14 protein-coding genes and 1 riboswitch are annotated in these 15695 nt (G+C 73.4%); of the genes, 9 read left to right on the top strand and 5 right to left on the bottom strand.

Annotated elements, in window-relative coordinates:
• Positions 1-3: 3 nt before the first annotated feature.
• The 3 genes from ACFLFB_RS10635 (at position 4) to gcvP (ending at position 4400) form a co-directional block, all read left to right on the top strand.
• Entirely contained in the window at positions 4-501 is a 498-nt protein-coding gene (locus ACFLFB_RS10635; RefSeq protein WP_392542147.1) for a bifunctional nuclease family protein, read from the top strand.
• Positions 502-670: 169 nt separating this feature from the next.
• Entirely contained in the window at positions 671-1255 is a 585-nt protein-coding gene (locus tag ACFLFB_RS10630) for a MerR family transcriptional regulator (protein ID WP_392542146.1), read from the top strand.
• A gap of 94 nt (positions 1256-1349) precedes the next feature.
• A riboswitch (glycine riboswitch) is annotated at positions 1350-1446 on the top strand.
• Between the two features lie 71 nt (positions 1447-1517).
• Positions 1518-4400, top strand: a complete 2883-nt coding sequence (gene gcvP, locus ACFLFB_RS10625; protein ID WP_392542145.1) for an aminomethyl-transferring glycine dehydrogenase — start codon at positions 1518-1520, stop codon at positions 4398-4400.
• Between the two features lie 4 nt (positions 4401-4404).
• Here gcvP and ACFLFB_RS10620 read toward each other — a convergent pair whose 3' ends face one another.
• Both ACFLFB_RS10620 and ACFLFB_RS10615 read right to left on the bottom strand, forming a co-directional pair.
• Positions 4405-7455 carry an AAA family ATPase gene (locus tag ACFLFB_RS10620; RefSeq protein ID WP_392542144.1) on the bottom strand — a complete coding sequence of 1017 codons (3051 nt, stop codon included), beginning with the start codon at positions 7453-7455 and terminating at the stop codon, positions 4405-4407.
• Entirely contained in the window at positions 7452-8624 is a 1173-nt protein-coding gene (locus tag ACFLFB_RS10615; protein WP_392542143.1) for an exonuclease SbcCD subunit D, read from the bottom strand. Before ACFLFB_RS10615 ends, ACFLFB_RS10620 begins: the two co-directional genes overlap by 4 nt.
• 112 nt (positions 8625-8736) lie before the next feature.
• On the opposite strand from ACFLFB_RS10615, the gene ACFLFB_RS10610 reads away from it, so the two are divergent.
• Complete coding sequence (locus ACFLFB_RS10610; protein WP_392542142.1) at positions 8737-10218, top strand: glutamate--cysteine ligase; 1482 nt, start codon at positions 8737-8739, stop codon at positions 10216-10218.
• 24 nt (positions 10219-10242) lie between these two features.
• On the opposite strand, the gene ACFLFB_RS10605 is transcribed toward ACFLFB_RS10610, so the two are convergent.
• A complete protein-coding gene (locus tag ACFLFB_RS10605; protein ID WP_392542141.1) occupies positions 10243-10863 on the bottom strand; it encodes a pyridoxamine 5'-phosphate oxidase family protein in 621 nt (206 codons plus the stop codon).
• 195 nt (positions 10864-11058) lie between these two features.
• On the opposite strand from ACFLFB_RS10605, the gene ACFLFB_RS10600 reads away from it, so the two are divergent.
• Positions 11059-11448: a VOC family protein gene (locus ACFLFB_RS10600; RefSeq protein ID WP_392542140.1), complete on the top strand. Its 390-nt coding sequence runs from the start codon at positions 11059-11061 to the stop codon at positions 11446-11448.
• 6 nt (positions 11449-11454) lie between these two features.
• Here the strand turns inward: ACFLFB_RS10600 and ACFLFB_RS10595 are convergent, their stop codons facing one another.
• Complete coding sequence (locus tag ACFLFB_RS10595; protein WP_392542139.1) at positions 11455-12069, bottom strand: histidine phosphatase family protein; 615 nt, start codon at positions 12067-12069, stop codon at positions 11455-11457.
• 38 nt (positions 12070-12107) lie between these two features.
• Between ACFLFB_RS10595 and ACFLFB_RS10590 the strand changes: the two genes are divergently transcribed.
• From ACFLFB_RS10590 to ACFLFB_RS10575, 4 genes are all read left to right on the top strand, one after another.
• The gene (locus ACFLFB_RS10590) at positions 12108-12647 is read left to right on the top strand and encodes a DUF1697 domain-containing protein (RefSeq protein ID WP_392542138.1); all 540 of its coding nucleotides are present in this window, start codon (positions 12108-12110) and stop codon (positions 12645-12647) included.
• On the top strand, positions 12647-13096 hold the full coding sequence (locus ACFLFB_RS10585) for an OsmC family protein (protein WP_392542137.1): 450 nt from the start codon (positions 12647-12649) through the stop codon (positions 13094-13096). The genes ACFLFB_RS10590 and ACFLFB_RS10585 overlap by 1 nt, the downstream gene beginning before the upstream one ends.
• Before the next feature lie 84 nt (positions 13097-13180).
• On the top strand, positions 13181-14032 hold the full coding sequence (locus ACFLFB_RS10580) for a hypothetical protein (RefSeq protein WP_392542136.1): 852 nt from the start codon (positions 13181-13183) through the stop codon (positions 14030-14032).
• A gap of 28 nt (positions 14033-14060) precedes the next feature.
• Entirely contained in the window at positions 14061-14681 is a 621-nt protein-coding gene (locus ACFLFB_RS10575) for an L-threonylcarbamoyladenylate synthase (RefSeq protein WP_392542135.1), read from the top strand.
• Between the two features lie 85 nt (positions 14682-14766).
• Here ACFLFB_RS10575 and ACFLFB_RS10570 read toward each other — a convergent pair whose 3' ends face one another.
• The gene (locus tag ACFLFB_RS10570; protein ID WP_392542134.1) at positions 14767-15591 is read right to left on the bottom strand and encodes a M57 family metalloprotease; all 825 of its coding nucleotides are present in this window, start codon (positions 15589-15591) and stop codon (positions 14767-14769) included.
• Between the last annotated feature and the right edge of the window lie 104 nt (positions 15592-15695).

Raw genomic sequence — 15695 nt, 5'->3', positions numbered from 1 at the left:
GGGGTGAAGGTCCTGGACGTGCTCGGTGTGCGGGTCGAGATGCCGACCAACCAGCCGATCGTGCTGCTGCGCGAGCGCGACGGTGACCGCTATCTGCCGATCTGGATCGGGGCCGCCGAGGCCACCGCCATCGCCTACGCCCAGCAGGGCGTCGTGCCGCCGCGGCCGCTCACCCACGACCTCCTGCGCAACGTCATCGACGAGCTCGGCCACGAGCTCACCCGCGTGCGGATCGTCGCGCTCAAGGACGGCGTCTTCCACGCGATGCTCGACCTCGACGGCGGGGCCGAGGCGGGCGGCACCGACATCGAGTCGCGCTCGTCGGACGCCATCGCCCTGGCGCTGCGCGCAGGCGCCGAGATCGTCGCCGAGGAGTCGCTCCTCGACGAGGCCGGCGTGGAGATGAACGAGACCGAGGACGACGAGGTCGAGAAGTTCAAGGAGTTTCTCGACCAGGTCTCCGCGGACGACTTCGACACGGAGACCGAGACCGGTCCCTGACCCTGCGGGGTCGATCCGCGACACGCCGGTGAGCGTGGAGGGTCGAGGGTCGTTGACCCGAGTCACACCCGCCCCTACCGTCACACCTGTCACACCAGTGGCGAACAAGTGACGTCGGTGTCATTTGGAGGCGTACAGTCGCCTGACACGGCGAGTCGAGGAGGTAGGCGTGGTCTCCAGCGGAGAAGCGCGGAAGTCCGGGGGAAGCCCCCTTCCGGCACAGGGTGTCCTGTTCGCCGGTGACCTCCCCGAGCTCGACGACGAGGTCGGCTACCGCGGCCCGACCGCCTGCAAGGCGGCCGGCATCACCTACCGCCAGCTCGACTACTGGGCCCGCACCGGTCTCGTCGAGCCCTCGGTGCGCCCCGCCGGCGGGTCCGGCACCCAGCGCCTCTACGGCTTCCGCGACATCCTCGTGCTCAAGATCGTCAAGCGCCTGCTCGACACCGGGGTCTCGCTCCAGCAGATCCGCGTGGCCATCGCCGTGCTCCGCTCGCGCGGGGTCGACGACCTCGCCGGCATCACCTTGATGAGCGACGGCGCCTCGGTCTACGAGTGCACCTCGAACGACGAGGTCATCGACCTCCTCCAGGGTGGCCAGGGTGTCTTCGGCATCGCCGTCGGCAAGGTCTGGCGCGAGGTCGAGGGCGAGCTCGCGGCCCTGCCGAGCGAGCGCGCCGAGCACGAGGGCGGCGCCCTCCCGATCCAGGCCGGCGACGAGCTCGGCGCCCGTCGCGCCGCCCGCCTCGCCTGACCGACGCACCTGACCCACCCGCCACGCCGGGTGGTCCGTGGTGGTCTCCCGGACGGTCTCGACGCCGCGCCGGTGGTAGATTCGACCCTGCCGCTCACACCGTGCGGGAGAGTCCCCGGCGCAGGTCGCCGGGGCGCCGAAGGGGCAAACCTCCCCGGAACCTCTCAGGCGCAAAGGACTGCACGGACCAGGCACCTGTGGAGCACCGCACCCCGGTGTGACAGAGGGGGAGACGTTCGCACCGTCGTCCCCGAGGAGTCTCGTGAGCACGCCCCCCACCGCCCTGCCCGCCTTCGCGAGCCGTCACATCGGCCCCCGTGAGGACGACGTCGAGCAGATGCTGCGCGTCGTCGGGCGCTCGTCCCTCGACGACCTCATCGACACCGCGGTTCCCGGCGGGATCCGCGGGGCCGAGGCCCTCGACATCGAGCCGGCCGCCTCCGAGGCGGCGGTCCTCGCCGAGCTGCGCCAGGTCGCGGCCCGCAACCGCCGGGTGACCTCGATGATCGGGCTCGGCTACTACGGCACCCTCGTGCCCGCCGTCGTCCAGCGCAACGTCCTGGAGAACCCCGCCTGGTACACGGCCTACACGCCGTACCAGCCCGAGATCTCCCAAGGTCGCCTCGAGGCCCTGCTCAACTTCCAGACCGTCGTCTCCGACCTCACCGGCCTGCCGATCTCCGGGGCCTCCCTCCTCGACGAGGCCACCGCGGCCGCCGAGGCGATGACCCTGATGCGTCGCTCGTCCAAGGCGTCCGCCGAGGCCGTCCTCGTCGTCGACACCGAGGTCTTCCCGCAGACCCTCGCCGTCATCCGGACCCGCGCCGTGCCGCTGGGCATCCCGGTGGTCGAGGCCGACCTCACGGGCGTCTCCTCCGCCGACGAGCTGCGCGGCGCCGCCGGTGGCGCCGACGTCTTCGGCGTCGTCGTCCAGTACCCGGCGATGGACGGCCGCCTCCACGACTGGCGCGCCCTCACCGACGCCGCCCACGAGGCCGGGGCGCTCGTCACGGCCGCAGCCGACCTGCTCGCCCTCACCCTGGCCACGCCGCCGGGGGAGTGGGGCGCCGACGTCGCCATCGGCACCACCCAGCGGTTCGGGGTCCCCGTCGGCTTCGGCGGCCCGCACGCCGGGTACATGAGCGTGCGCCAGGGGCTCGAGCGCACCATGCCCGGCCGCCTCGTCGGCGTCTCCCTCGACGTCGTGGGCGCCCCCGCCTACCGGCTCGCGCTGCAGACCCGCGAGCAGCACATCCGTCGAGAGAAGGCGACCTCCAACATCTGCACCGCCCAGGTGCTCCTCGCCGTCATGGCGAGCATGTACGCGGTCTACCACGGGCCGGCCGGGCTCAGGGCGATCGCGCTCGGTGTGCACGCCCACGCCACCGCCCTGGCCGGTGCGCTGCGCGAGGGCGGGGTCGAGCTCGTCGAGGGCGCGTACTTCGACACCCTGAGGGCGCGCGTCCCCGGGCGGGCCGACGACGTCGTGGCCCAGGCCCTCGCGGCCGGCGTGAACCTGTGGAAGGTCGACGCCGACACCGTGCAGCTGAGCGTCGACGAGACCACCGGTCACGTCGACCTCCAGCGGGTCTGCAAGGCGTTCGGCGTGGCCGTCACCCGCGACGTCGAGGTGGCGCGCCCCGAGTGGCCCGAGGCGGTCACCCGCACGTCCGACTTCCTGACCCACCCGGTCTTCGCGACGCACCACTCCGAGACCTCGATGCTGCGCTACCTGCGCCGCCTCTCCGACCGCGACTTCGCGCTCGACCGCGGCATGATCCCGCTCGGCTCGTGCACGATGAAGCTCAACGCCACCACCGAGATGGTCGCGGTCACCTGGCCCGAGTTCGCCGAGGCGCACCCGTTCGCCCCGCTCGACCAGACCGAGGGCATCCGCGGGCTCGTCGACGAGCTGAGCGGCTGGCTGTGCGAGATCACCGGCTACGACGCCGTCTCGCTCCAGCCGAACGCCGGGTCCCAGGGCGAGCTCGCCGGCCTGCTCGCCATCGCGGCCTACCACCGCTCGCGCGGCGAGGGGGAGCGGCGCGTGTGCCTCATCCCGTCGAGCGCGCACGGTACGAACGCGGCGAGCGCGGTGATGGCCGGGCTCAAGGTCGTCGTCGTCAAGACCGACCCGATCACCGGCAACGTCGACATGGACGACCTCAAGGTCAAGGTCGAGGAGCACCGCGACGACCTCGCCGGGATCATGGTCACCTACCCGTCGACGCACGGCGTCTTCGAGGACACCATCACCGACCTGTGCGCGATGGTCCACGACGCCGGTGGCCAGGTGTACGTCGACGGCGCGAACCTCAACGCCCTGGTCGGGGTCGCCCGCCCGGGCAAGTTCGGTGCCGACGTCTCGCACCTGAACCTGCACAAGACGTTCTGCATCCCGCACGGTGGCGGCGGCCCCGGGGTGGGCCCGGTCGGCGTGCGCGAGCACCTCGCGCCGTTCCTGCCCAACCACCCGCTCGACCCGGCCGCCGGCCCGGAGACCGGCGTCGGACCGGTGTCGGCGGCGCCGTACGGCTCGGCCAGCATCCTGCCGATCTCGTGGGCCTACGTCCGCCTGATGGGCGGGGCGGGGCTGCGTCGCGCGACCGAGGTGGCCGTGCTCAACGCCAACTACGTGGCGGCCCGGCTGCGTGAGCACTACCCGGTGCTCTACTCCGGCCACGACGGCCTCGTCGCCCACGAGTGCATCCTCGACCTGCGTCCCCTGACCAAGGAGACCGGCGTGACGGTCGACGATGTCGCGAAGCGGCTCATCGACTACGGGTTCCACGCGCCGACGATGTCCTTCCCGGTGGCCGGCACCCTCATGGTCGAGCCCACCGAGAGCGAGGACAAGGAGGAGCTCGACCGCTTCTGCGACGCGATGATCGCCATCCGCCGCGAGATCGACGAGGTCGGCTCGGGCGCGGTGTCGGCCGCCGACAGCGTCCTGCGCGGCGCACCCCACACGGCCGAGTCACTGGCCGGCGAGTGGTCGGTCGGCTACGACCGGATGACCGCCGCCTTCCCCGACGGCGTGGAGCCGACGTCGAAGTACTGGCCGCCGGTGCGCCGCATCGACGGCGCGTACGGCGACCGGCACCTCGTGTGCTCGTGCCCCTCGCCGGAGGCCTTCGAGGACTGACGCCTCAGGCGACGTGCTGGGTGCCGGCGGCGGTGCGGACCTCGACCGTGCTGCCGTCGGTGCCCTTGCGCACGACCACCTGGTGGGGGATGCGGGCCCGCAGGTCGGCGACGTGGCTGACGACGCCGACGGCGCGGCCGCCCTCCCGCAGTCCGTCGAGGACGGTGAGGACCTCCTCGAGGCTGTCGTCGTCGAGGCTGCCGAACCCCTCGTCGACGAACAAGGTCGCGAGGTCGTGCCCGCCGGCCTCCTCCTTGACCGCGTCGGCGAGCCCGAGGGCGAGGGCGAGCGAGGCCATGAACGACTCGCCGCCGGACAGGGTGGTGGTCTCGCGGGTGCGCCCGGTCCACTGGTCGAGGACGCGCAGCCCCAGGCCCGACCTCGCGCCACCGGCCGCGCGCTCGTCCGAGTGCTCGAGGACGTAGCGGCCGGCGCCCATCACCTGGAGTCGCTCGTTGGCCAGGGCCGCGACCTTCTCCAGGCGCGCGGCGAGGACGAACGAGGTCAGCCGCATCTTCAGGGTGTTGTCGGGGCCGAGGCCGCCGGCGACGTCGGCGAGGTCGCGGACCCGTGCGTGGCGCTCGTCGAGCGCGGCGACCCGCTCGCAGGTCTGCTCGAGGGAGGGACGCAGCCGGGCGAGCACGCGCACCGCGCGGGTGAGGACCTCCCGGTGGGTGGAGGCGCTCACGACCGCCTGGCGCGCCGCACGGGCGGTCGCCTCGGCGGCGGGGACGTCCGGGAGTGGCTGGTCGAGGCTGGCCACGACCTCGGGGTCGTCGAGGACGGCCCGCGCGGTGGCCCGGGCGTCGTCGTGCGCGACGACCACCCGGCGCAGGCGCTCGAGGTCGGCGGCGGGCAGTGCGGCCGACGCGGCGTCGGCGGGGTCGGCGAAGCCGGCCTCCTCGACCGCGGTGAGCAAGGCGTTGTGGGCCGCGTCGTGCCTGGCCGTGGCGGAGGTCGCGACCTCCACCTCGCGCACGAGGGCGTCGACGGCGGTGGCCGTGGCGGTGTGCGAGGCGGGATCGGCGGTGCCGCAGGGGCACTCGGAATGAGCGCTGACCGCGTCCGCGAGTGCGGCCGTGACGTCGGCCGCCTCCGCGGTCAGCTGCCCGGCCTGGTGCGCCAGCGACTCGGTGTCGGCAGCAGCGCGGTCGCGGGCCGTGGCCAGGGAGGACACGCGCGTGCGCAGGTCGGCGAGACGCAGCGCTGCCTCGTGCGCGCGGTCCCGCTCGGCGCCGGCCTCGGCCAGGGTGAGGACCGCCGTGGCGACCTCCGCCTCGACGTCGGCGCGGGTGGCGTCGCCCAGCGCCGACCGGCGGGTCTCGACGGCCGACAGCAGGGCCGTGGCGCGTGACTCGATGACGGCCAGGGCCTCCCGGGCGCCGTCGAGGTCGGCCTCGGCCCGCGCGACCTCGTCGGCGGTGACGTGCCCCGCCGTGGACGCCGGGTGCGGGTGCTCTGCGGATCCGCAGACCGGGCAGGCGTCCCCGTCGTCGAGGTCGGCGGCGAGCTCGGCGGCCATGCCGTCGAGCCGTCGCTGGCGCAGGGTCAGCAGGACGCTCTGGGCGGCGAGGACGACGTCGCGGTGCGCCACGAGGTCGGGAGCCAGGGCGTCGTGCGCCGCGAGGTCGGCCTCGACGGCGGCGAGCGTGCGCAGCCGCTCCTCGTGGCCGGCCAGGGCGAGCTCGAGCCCGGGGACCCGCTCGGCGGCTGCAGCGAGACGCTGGACCTCGGCGGTGAGGTGCTCGACCTCCGGGGCGGCCTGATCCAGGGCCGTGGACGCCGCGGTGACGGTGTGCTCGGCGGTCTGGCGGCGGGTGACGACGTCGTCGAGCCGCTGCCGCAGGGTGAGGGCCGTGCGGGTGGCGGACTCCAGGACCGTGACCGTGGCGTCGAGGGCGTGGACCCGGTCGGCGAGGTCGGCGGCCCGGTCGGGAGTCGCCTGGAGGCCGCGGGCCGCGAGCGCGGCGGTCCGCCGGCCCACGACGGCCCGAGCCTGCTCCACCTCGGTGGCCGCGCGGCGGACCGCCGCCAGGTGGCCGCCGAGCGTGGCCGCGCGGGTGGCGGCCTCGAGCGCGGTGACGCGGGAGGCGTGCCCGGGTTCGCCGTCGTCGAGCTCGGCGAGGGTGAGGCGGGCCCGCTGGGCACGACGGGCGAGGTCGGCCTGACGGGTGGCTGACAGCACGGCCTCCTGGGCGAGCCGGTCGGCGCCCTCGGCGGCGTCGACGTCGGCCAGGGCCGTGGTGAGCCGGACCTCCAGGGCCTCGGCGATCTCGGTGAGACGCGCCGGGACGGTGGCCACGGGCGCCTGCGACAGGGCGCCGGCGACCTCGTGGGACGCGGCGTCGTCATCGGCCGGCACGGCGCCGTCGTCGACCGTGCCGGCGACACCCGTGAGGGCGTCCTCGAGCCGTGCGAGGTCGGCGGACAGCTCGCGCCGCGCGGCGTCGAGCGCCGACCCGCTGGTGCGGCGGGTCTCGGCGAGCCACGCCTCGACGTCGGCGAACACCGAGATGTCGAAGAGCCGCTCGAGCACCTCGCGGCGCTCCTCGGGCGTGGCGCGCAGGAACGCCGCGAAGTCGCCCTGGGGGAGCAGGACGACCCGGGCGAACTGGGCCAGCCCGAGGCCGACGACGTCCTTGACGAGGTCGGCGACCTCGTCGTTGCGCGTGCTCAGCGCCACCCAGGTGCGTCCGCGACGCTCCTCGAGGACGACGCGCGCCTGGACCTTGGTCGAGCCGGTGCCCCGCTTCTTGGGCCGCTGGAACTCGGGGGAGCGCTCGAGGCGCAGCCGGCGCCCGCCGACGGTGAGCTCGAGGCGCACGCACGGCACGGCCTCGGGGGCGGCGTGGTCGCTGCGCAGGCCGCGCTTGCTGCGCGCGCCCGGGACGTCGGCGTAGAGGGCGAAGCAGACGGCGTCGAGCAGGCTGGTCTTGCCCGCGCCGGTGGGGCCGTGGACGAGGAACAGCCCGGCGCCGGACAGGGCGTCGAGGTCGAGCTCGACCTTCCCCGCGAACGGCCCGAACGCCTCGACCTCGAGGCGGTGCAGCCTCACGCCGCCCCCTCGGTCGCGGTGCGGGCCACGCCCTCCTCGTCGGTGACGCCGCGCGCCACCCGGGTGGCCTCGACGGCCTCGGCGAGCAGCGAGCGCTCGTCGTCGGTGGCCGGGCGACCGCCGCGCACGTGGCCGAGGAAGTCGCAGCACACGTCGACCTCGGAGCGTGACTCGACCCGGCGGGCGTACGGGCGCAGCGGCACCCCGGCGCCCTCGGGCTCGAAGCGCAGCTCGAGGGTGTGCGGGAAGCGGGCACGGACGCGGTCCATGGCGCCGAGCGGCCGGAGCGGGTCGGTGAGCGTGACCTGGCACCACGCGGCCTCGGCGCCGGTGTGGGCGGAGGAGGTGACGAGGTCCTCGAGCGTGCCGCGCAGCACCGCGAGCGGGCGCTCGACGGGGGCGTCGACGTGCTCGACGACCGGCGTCTCCCCGGACAGGTCGACGAACAGGCTGCCCTTGCGGTGCCGCCACTCGCTGAACGACATCGCGACCGGCGAGCCGCTGTACCGCACACCCTCGGCGACCTCCTGCCGCCCGTGGAGGTGGCCCAGGGCCGCGTAGTCGACGCCCTCGAACACCCCCGGGGGTACGGCGGACACGCCGCCCACCGAGATGTCGCGCTCGGACTCGCTCGTGGCGCCGCCGGTGACGAACGCGTGCGCCATGACGACCGAGCGACCCCCGCGGCCGGCGACGTCGGTGCGCACGCGGTCCATCGCGGCGCGCAGCACCCCGGCGTGCGTGCGGTCGGTGGTCCCGAGGGCGTCGGCGACGAGCGCCGGCTCGAGGTAGGGGAGCGGGTGCACGGCGACGCCGCCGACCACGACCGGGCGGCCGACGTCGTGGACCGAGGTGCGGATGTGGACCCCGGACCGCTCGAGCAGCCCCGACGCGAACCCGAGCCGGATGGCGGAGTCGTGGTTGCCGCTGGACAGCACCACCTGCGCCCCGGCGTCGACGAGCCGCTCGAGGGTCTGCGAGAGCAGCTCGACGGTGTCGGGGGCCGGCATCGCGCGGTCGTAGACGTCGCCGCTGACGAGCACGGCGTCGACCCGCTCGGCGCGGACGACCTCGACGAGGTGGTCGAGGTAGGCGGCCTGGGCGCGGAGGAGCCCCACCTGGTGGAACGCGCGCCCCAGGTGCCAGTCGGAGGTGTGGATCAGCCGCACGTCCCCCACGGTAGGAGAGGGCGCCGACAGCCCTCGGGACCGAAACACGTCCGGGTCCCACGAACTGCGGCCCCGGGTTCCGTCACGGTGGCGGATGTGGTTGGGTCCAACCATGGGAGCCGAGGTCAGCGCGCAGAGCTACACCCGCGAGCAGCGCCAGCGCTATCGCGAGAAGGTGCGGCAGAACCTCGACGTGTTCGAGCGGATGCTCACCCAGAGCAGCTTCGAGTTCGACAAGCCGATGACCGGACTGGAGATCGAGCTCAACCTCGTCGACGAGCACCAGCAGCCGCACTTCCACAACGCCGAGGTGCTCTCGGCGATCGCCGACGAGGACTACCAGACCGAGCTGGCGCAGTACAACATCGAGCTCAACGTGCCCCCGCGCCCGCTGCCCGGCGACGCCGCCATCGAGCTCGAGGACGAGCTGCGCACGAGCCTGAACCGGGCCGACGCGGCCGCGCGCGAGGTCGGCTCCAAGATCGTCGCGATCGGCATCCTGCCCACGATCATGCCCGAGCACTACGAGCGCGAGTGGATCAGCCGGAACAACCGCTACACCGCCCTCAACGACTCGATCTTCGTCGCGCGCGGCGAGGACATCTACCTCGACATCGAGGGCCCCACCGGCGAGCGCGTCGCCACGTACTGCGACTCCATCGCGCCCGAGTCGGCATGTACGAGCGTCCAGCTGCACCTGCAGGTCGCGCCCTCCGAGTTCGCCGCGCACTGGAACGCGGCCCAGGCACTGTCGGCCCCCCAGGTCGCCCTGGCCGCCAACAGCCCGTTCTTCTTCGGCAAGCGCCTGCACGCCGAGACCCGCATCGAGCTGTTCAAGCAGGCCACCGACACCCGGCCCATCGAGCTGAAGAACCAGGGCGTGCGGCCGAGGGTGTTCTTCGGCGAGCGCTGGATCACCTCGATCTTCGACCTGTTCGAGGAGAACGTCCGCTACTTCCCGACCCTCCTCGCCGAGACCACCGACGAGGACCCGATGGCCAAGCTCGAGGCCGGCATCGCGCCCGACCTCGCCGAGCTGCGCCTGCACAACGGCACCGTCTACCGCTGGAACCGGCCCATCTACGACATCCCCGGCGGGATCCCGCACCTGCGGGTGGAGAACCGCGTCCTGCCCGCCGGGCCCACCATCGTCGACGTGCTGGCCAACGCCGCGTTCTACTACGGCGCCATCCGGATGCTCGCCTACGAGGAGCGCCCGGTCTGGACCAAGATGAGTTTCGCCGCCTGCGAGGAGAACTTCCGGCGCGCGGCGCGCGACGGCATCGAGGCGCACCTGTACTGGCCCGGCTTCGGCGAGCTGTCCGCCGACGAGCTCACCCTGCGCCACCTCCTCCCGCTCGCCCACGAGGGGCTGCGGCTGTGGGGCGTCTCCGACGCCGTGCGTGAGCGGTACCTCGGCGTCATCGAGGGCCGCTGCACCACCGGCATCAACGGCGCCGAGTGGTCGACCCGCGCGGTCGCCACGTTCGAGGCCGCGGGCCACGACCGTCGCGAGGCGCTGCGGATGATGCTCGAGCTGTACGCCGTGCACATGGACTCCAACGAGCCCGTGCACACCTGGCCGCTGCCCTGACGCCGGTCGGTCCCGGACGACCGTTCAGCGCCCCAGCACCTCCCGCTCGCCGGGGTCGCGGGCCGGGTCGTGCGCGGGCAGGGCGTCGACCGCCCAGTCGCTGCGCTTCCACTCCGGCACCGGCGTGACCCGGTCGGGTCGCGGCACGAACCGCGAGCGCCGCACCAGCTCGTAGCGGTGGATGTAGCGCGGGCAGTTCGGGTACACGGTGCGCGCCCGCACCCGCACGACGAACTGCGCCTCGGGGTGCTCGGCCAGCAGGGGGTCCTCGAGGTCGATGCTCGCCGTGCCCTCCAGCCGCATCCGGTGGCCCTTCTCGAAGTCGATGAAGAGCATCCCGACCTCGGGGTGGACCAGGACGTTCCCCATCGACAGGTACATCCCGTTGCCGTCGTAGCTGGGGAAGGCCAGGGTGTGCTCGTCGAGCACCCGGACGAAGCCCGGCTCGCCGCCCTTGTAGGAGCAGGTCGGGTGACCCTGCGCGTCGGACGTGGCGAGGAAGAACATGTCGCGCTCCTCGATGAAGGCGCGGTCGCCCTCCCCGATGACGTCGGAGACGAGGAGTCCGTCGATGCGGTCGGCGAGCGCCCGCGTGTCGAAGCGGTCCTGCAGCGTGCGGCTGCCGTCGTGGAACCCGGCCGGCATGGTGCCTCCTGCCCGGGCCCGGTCGTCCCGTGGCGGGGTGGACCACGGCGCCGGACCTCGTCGCCCAGTGTGGCCCCGGAGCCGGGGCCGCGTCGAGGACGCAACCCGGGGGAGCGCGCGCGGTTCGCGGGCGCCTGAGCCCCCACGTGTCGGTGCGGTCCGCTTGACTGGCCGGACCGACGTGAGGGGATCGACGTGCTCCAGGAGTCCAGGGCGTTCAGCGGCATCGCGGTGAAGGACATCGACGAGGCCCGCGAGTTCTACGGCACCGCCCTCGGCCTGCGGGTCGAGGACGGGCAGATGGGGATGCTCGTGCTGCGGCTGGGCGGGGACCGTCCCGTGCTGCTCTACCCCAAGCCCGACCACGTGCCGGCCACCTACACCGTGCTCAACTTCCCCGTGCGCGACGTGGAGGCCGCCGTGGCGGCGCTCACCGACCAGGGCGTGGTGTTCGAGAAGTACGAGGGCACCCAGGTCGCGACCGACGAACACGGGGTGTTCCGCGGTGGCGGCCCGCTCATCGCGTGGTTCACCGACCCCTCGGGCAACGTCCTGTCCGTCGTGGAGGGCGACGGGCTGGGCTGAGCCGGTTCAGTCCCGGGGCGCGGTCCGGGCGTTCCACGCGAGGAGGGCCGGCTGCTCGCGCTCGCGGCCCAGCACGCACAGCGACCCCGCGTCGAGGACGAGGTGTGCCCCGAAGCGGGGCTCCTGGCGCAGGTAGGTGGCGGAGAGGACGCGCAGCGCGTGCCCGTGCCCGACGAGCACGACGTCGCGCTCGGCGAGCACCGGCTCGACCCGGGCCAGCACCCGCGAGGCCCGCGCCGCGACCTCCTCCACCGTCTCGCCCGGCGTCGCACCCGGCACGACTCCGTCGTCGAAGACGGTCCAGTCGTGGCCCAGCGTCTCACGGATCTCCGTCGTCGTGCGGCCCTCGTACCCGCCGTAGTCCCACTCGAGCAGGTCGGGGTCGACCTCGGTGGCGGTGAGGCCGGCGAGCTCGGCCGTGCGGCGGGCGCGGGCCAGCGGCGAGGTGAGCACGAGACCGACGTCGAAGGCCGCCAGTGGCGCGGCGAGGGCGGCGGCGTCGCGTTCCCCCTCCGGCGTCAGGGGGACGTCGGTGCGCCCCGTGTGCCGGCCGGTGCGTGACCACTCGGTCTGCCCGTGGCGGACGAGGACGAGCGAGCCGCGGTCGGTGGGTGGCGCCATGCGACCCACTGTCGCAGAGCGGTGACAGGATGGGCTGCATGCCGGTCCACGTCGCCTTCCTGCGTGCGGTGAACGTCGGTCAGCGACAGGTGAAGATGGCCGACCTGCGGGTCGTCCTCGAGGACGCGGGGTTCGACGACGTCGAGACCTACATCCAGACCGGCAACGTGCGCGTGCGCACCCCGCTGCGCTCCACGGCCGAGGTCGGCGCCGAGCTGGCCCGCGTCATCGGGGACTGGAAGGGCTTCGCCGTGCCGTGCGTCGTGCGCACCCCGGCGGCCCTGCGCGCCACGGTGGCAGCCGTCGACGCCGTCGAGCCGCTGCTGCGGCCCGCCGGCCGGCGCTACGTCGCGCTCGCCGACGGCACCGTCGCCAAGGACGCTGCCGCGGTCCTCGACGCCTGGGAGGAGCCGGGGGAGCGGGTGCGCGTCCTGGGCGCCGACGTCCTCGCCGAGCTCGGGAACGGCTTCCAGGGAACCAAGCTCACCAACACCCGGGTCGAGAAGATCACCGGGCTGACCACCACGTGGCGCGACCTCAAGGTGGTTCGCGCCCTCGCCGAGAGATGGGGTGCCTGATGGCGCAGGAGCAGGAGACCGGCGGGACCGGGCTCGGACACCGCAGCGTGTCGATGACGCGGGTCGAGAAGGGCCTGTACGAGGTCACGAACGCCCGCGGCGGCACGATGCTCGTCGGCGGTGGCGGTGACTCACCCGAGTTCACCCCGGTCGAGCTCTTCCTCGTCTCGATGGCCGCGTGCAGCGCCACCGATGTCGACTTCATCACCGAGCGGCTCGCGCAGCCCACCGCCTTCGACGTCGTGTCCGAGGGCGTGAAGACCAAGGCCGACGGCGAGAACGTGCTCTCCGACATCGAGATCACCTTCACGGTGCGCTTCCCCGAGGGCGCCGACGGGGACAGGGCCCGCGAGCGCCTCCCGCGCGCCATCGCGCAGAGCCGCGACCGGCTGTGCACGGTCTCGCGCACGGTGCAGCGCGGTGCTCCGATCGCGATGCACGAGGGCTGACCGGCGCGCGCGACGGCGCGGCACCGGGCACGGTGTATCGCGGAGCGCCTCCCGCGCTCCTCACGGGTGAAGGGAGTGGTGCACGTGGAGCAGGATCCCGCACTGGCCGCCGTCCGGACCTACGGCTACCTCCGCCTGGCGCTGGCCGGGCTCGTGCTGCTGCTGTTCGCCTCGGTGGCCCTGGAGTTCTCGGCCACCGGGTACGACTGCCTGCAGACCTCCATCAGCGCGTACTGGCACACCCCGGCCCGGGCGGTCTTCGTCGGGGTCCTCGTGACGATGGGCGTGTGCCTCGTCGCGCTCAAGGGCAACACCCCGGGTGAGGACGTCGCCCTCAACTTCGCCGGGATGCTGGCGCCAGGCGTCGCGTTCATCCCCACCAGCGACCCGGGCAGCTGCTCCTCGGTCCCGATCCAGGTCTCCGACGTCGCACCCGCCGTCTCCAACAACATGCGCGCCCTGTTCGTCCTCGGCGCGGTGGCCCTGGCCATCGGGATCTGGAGCGCCCGGCGCGCGGGCGGGGCGAACGGCATCCGCCGCGGTGACCTCGTCGGCATCCTCGTCGCCGGCGCGGTGATGGGTGGGGGAGCCGCGTGGTTCTTCGTGGCCCGCGACTCGTTCGTCGCGCACGGCCACGACGTCGCGGCGATCCCGATGTTCCTCGCGATCGTCGTCGCGGTGTGGCTCAACGGACGCGACGTCGACCGGGCGGTGGCGCAGGGGAGCATGCCCTCGACCGCCGCGCGCTACGTCCCGGTGTACCGGGCGATCGCCACCGCGATGCTCGTGACCCTCGGCATCACCGTGGCGGCCGCGCTGCTCTCGCCGTGGGAGCACCTCGTCCTGTGGGTCGAGGTCGTCCTCATCCTCCTCTTCGCGGCCTTCTGGCTGGTGCAGACCAAGGAGCTGTGGGACCAGGGCCTGCGCACCTCCTGAGGCGCGAAGACGGGCCTAGGGTGAGCGCATGGCCCGCTACCTCGACGTCCACCCGGTCGACCCGCAGCCGCGCGCGATCGCGCAGACCGTCGCGGTGCTGCGCGAGGGCGGGCTCGTCGCCTACCCCACCGACTCCGGCTACGCGCTCGGCGCGATGATGGGCAACCAGGACGCCAAGGACCGCATCAAGGACATCCGGCGGCTCGACGACAAGCACCACTACACCCTCGTGTGCCGCGACTTCGCGCAGCTGGGCCAGCTCGTCCACGTCGACAACGCGGTGTTCCGGGCGGTGAAGGCGGCGACGCCGGGCTCGTACACGTTCATCCTCCCGGCCACGACCGAGGTGCCGCGCCGGCTGCTGCACCCGAAGAAGAAGACGGTCGGGGTGCGCATCCCCGAGCACCCCGTGGTGCGGGCCCTGCTCGCCGAGCTGGGGGAGCCGCTGCTGTCCTCCACCCTCATCCTCCCGGACGAGACCGAGCCGCTCACCGACGGCTGGGAGGTCAAGGAGCGGCTCGAGCACGTCGTCGACGTCGTCATCGACTCGGGGGAGTGCGGCACCGAGCCGACCACGGTGGTCGACCTCTCCAGCGGTGAGGCCGAGGTGGTGCGCATCGGCGCGGGGGACCCGACCCGCTTCGCGTGAGCACACCGGTCCGGCCCCCGGGAGGACAGGTCCCGGGGGCCGGAGGGTCGGAGACGCCGAGGAGGATGCCGGCGCCGCCGAGGCCTCAGCTGCCGTACAGGGCGCGCACGCCCGCGCGGTCCGATGCGGTCATGCTGAGGTCGCTGGAGGAGCCGTTGCACTGGGGGTAGTGCATGATCGACGCCGAGTCGTACGGCGTCAGGGGGCGCCAGTTGTTGTCCTCGAAGCAGGTGCCGGCCTCGGGGCGGGTGTGCTCGTGGCGGAACCCGAGGGTGTGGCCCAGCTCGTGGGCGAGGATGTTGCTCGGGGTCCAGGAGCCCGAGTTGTACAGGCTCGTGGCGTTGACGAGGACGTTGCGCGAGCTCTTCGGGCTGCTCGGGAAGAACGCGCGGGCGATGTACTGCGTGGTCTTCGTCGGCTCCACCGAGAACAGGATGCTGCTGTTGCGGGTCGTGCAGGCGCCGTCCTGCGCGGGGACGTAGACGAAGTTGACCTTGGTCGTCGCGGCCTCCCACTGGCCGGCGCCGGCCGCCATCGCGCTGACGACCCGGCTGTAGTCGGCACCGAACTTCGTGCTGACGCAGTAGGTGAGGTTGAGCGCCTGGCTCGCCGTCCACTTGTCGTCCTTGCCCTGGACGGTGTTGACGATGAGTCCCTCGTTCATCGTGTCCGGCTCGGCGACCATCGCGTCGTAGAACTGGCGCAGCGCACCGTTCGTCGCGGCCGGCTCGTCACCGTTGACCAGGTACTGCCCGTCGAGGTCGCGGAAGGTCGAGGCCTGGAGCTCCTGGTACGTCGGGACGGCGCCGTCGCTCGTCGGGGCGGCCGCGGCGGTGGCCGCGAACGCCGAGCTGACGGCCAGCGTGGTCCCTGCCACCGCGGCGGCGGTGCGTGCGAGGGATCGACTCATGAGGAAACTCCTTCTCGTCGGGCCCGCCGGGTTCCGGTGGGCAGCAACGGAAGACGCTAGGTGTGGCCCGGTAAGAGGACGGCATGGAGGACGTCAGGAGTCGG

The organism is Oryzobacter telluris, assembly GCF_043099285.1.
GTDB classification, from domain to species: Bacteria; Actinomycetota; Actinomycetes; order Actinomycetales; family Dermatophilaceae; genus Oryzobacter; species Oryzobacter telluris.
This window is presented reverse-complemented; position numbering and strand designations above follow the sequence as displayed.

Bases quoted from the DNA above. Each gene is read 5' to 3' on its own strand.
- ACFLFB_RS10605 (WP_392542141.1), bottom strand. From the start codon at position 10,863: ATGCCGGCCGGGTTCCACGACGGCAGCCGCACGCTGCAGGACCGCTTC.
- ACFLFB_RS10595 (WP_392542139.1), bottom strand. From the start codon at position 12,069: ATGGCGCCACCCACCGACCGCGGCTCGCTCGTCCTCGTCCGCCACGGG.
- ACFLFB_RS10570 (WP_392542134.1), bottom strand. From the start codon at position 15,591: ATGAGTCGATCCCTCGCACGCACCGCCGCCGCGGTGGCAGGGACCACG.
- ACFLFB_RS10590 (WP_392542138.1), top strand. From the start codon at position 12,108: ATGCCGGTCCACGTCGCCTTCCTGCGTGCGGTGAACGTCGGTCAGCGA.
- ACFLFB_RS10585 (WP_392542137.1), top strand. From the start codon at position 12,647: ATGGCGCAGGAGCAGGAGACCGGCGGGACCGGGCTCGGACACCGCAGC.
- ACFLFB_RS10610 (WP_392542142.1), top strand. From the start codon at position 8,737: ATGGGAGCCGAGGTCAGCGCGCAGAGCTACACCCGCGAGCAGCGCCAG.
- ACFLFB_RS10575 (WP_392542135.1), top strand. From the start codon at position 14,061: ATGGCCCGCTACCTCGACGTCCACCCGGTCGACCCGCAGCCGCGCGCG.